This window comes from Streptomyces sp. NPDC058157 (genome assembly GCF_042884105.1).
Lineage (GTDB): Bacteria > Actinomycetota > Actinomycetes > Streptomycetales > Streptomycetaceae > Streptomyces.
The window spans coordinates 1-1875 of record NZ_JBHVUQ010000417.1 but is presented as its reverse complement, the minus strand read 5'-3'; the positions used below and the strand labels follow the sequence as shown (position 1 = coordinate 1875).

General features: G+C 56.7%; 1 rRNA gene. It reads right to left on the bottom strand.

Annotated elements, in window-relative coordinates:
• Positions 1–32 precede the first annotated feature (32 nt).
• Positions 33–1875, bottom strand: a 23S ribosomal RNA gene (locus ACFVXK_RS38480); the annotation flags it as partial.

Genomic DNA, 1875 nt, shown 5'->3' with positions numbered 1-1875 from the left:
CTTCAGAACTAACACAGTGGACGCGAGCAACTGAGGACAAGCCCTCGGCCTATTAGTACCAGTCAGCTCCACCCGTTACCGGGCTTCCACATCTGGCCTATCAACCCAGTCGTCTACTGGGAGCCTTACCCTCTCAAGGAGGTGGGAATACTCATCTTGAAGCAGGCTTCCCGCTTAGATGCTTTCAGCGGTTATCCCTCCCGAACGTAGCCAACCAGCCATGCCCTTGGCAGGACAACTGGCACACCAGAGGTTCGTCCGTCCCGGTCCTCTCGTACTAGGGACAGCCCTTCTCAGTATTCCTACGCGCACAGCGGATAGGGACCGAACTGTCTCACGACGTTCTAAACCCAGCTCGCGTACCGCTTTAATGGGCGAACAGCCCAACCCTTGGGACCGACTCCAGCCCCAGGATGCGACGAGCCGACATCGAGGTGCCAAACCATCCCGTCGATATGGACTCTTGGGGAAGATCAGCCTGTTATCCCCGGGGTACCTTTTATCCGTTGAGCGACGGCGCTTCCACAAGCCACCGCCGGATCACTAGTCCCGACTTTCGTCCCTGCTCGACCCGTCGGTCTCACAGTCAAGCTCCCTTGTGCACTTACACTCAACACCTGATTGCCAACCAGGCTGAGGGAACCTTTGGGCGCCTCCGTTACCCTTTGGGAGGCAACCGCCCCAGTTAAACTACCCATCAGACACTGTCCCTGATCCGGATCACGGACCGAGGTTAGACATCCAGCACGACCAGAGTGGTATTTCAACGGCGACTCCACAACCACTGGCGTGGCTGCTTCAAAGTCTCCCACCTATCCTACACAAGCCGAACCGAACACCAATATCAAACTGTAGTAAAGGTCCCGGGGTCTTTCCGTCCTGCTGCGCGAAACGAGCATCTTTACTCGTAGTGCAATTTCACCGGGCCTATGGTTGAGACAGTCGAGAAGTCGTTACGCCATTCGTGCAGGTCGGAACTTACCCGACAAGGAATTTCGCTACCTTAGGATGGTTATAGTTACCACCGCCGTTTACTGGCGCTTAAGTTCTCAGCTTCGCAACCCCGAAAGGTCACTAACCGGTCCCCTTAACGTTCCAGCACCGGGCAGGCGTCAGTCCGTATACATCGCCTTACGGCTTCGCACGGACCTGTGTTTTTAGTAAACAGTCGCTTCTCGCTGGTCTCTGCGGCCACCCCCAGCTCAGAGAGCAAGTCTCATCACCAGGAATGGCCCCCCTTCTCCCGAAGTTACGGGGGCATTTTGCCGAGTTCCTTAACCATAGTTCACCCGAACGCCTCGGTATTCTCTACCTGACCACCTGAGTCGGTTTAGGGTACGGGCCGCCATGAAACTCGCTAGAGGCTTTTCTCGACAGCATAGGATCATCCACTTCACCACAATCGGCTCGGCATCAGGTCTCAGCCTTAACGTGTGACGGATTTGCCTACCACACGGCCTACACCCTTACCCCGGGACAACCACCGCCCGGGCTGGACTACCTTCCTGCGTCACCCCATCGCTTACCTACTACCACCTTGGATCGGCGGCTCCACCACTTTCCTTTCCCCGAAGGGTCCGGAACGGCTTCACGGCCTTAGCATCAGAGGATTCGATATTGGGCGTTTCAAAGCGGGTACCGGAATATCAACCGGTTGTCCATCGACTACGCCTGTCGGCCTCGCCTTAGGTCCCGACTTACCCTGGGCAGATCAGCTTGACCCAGGAACCCTTAGTCAATCGGCGCACACGTTTCTCACGTGTGTATCGCTACTCATGCCTGCATTCTCACTCGTGAACCGTCCACAACTAGCTTCCGCTGCTGCTTCACCCGGCACACGACGCTCCCCTACCCATCACAGCGGGCGTTGGCCCT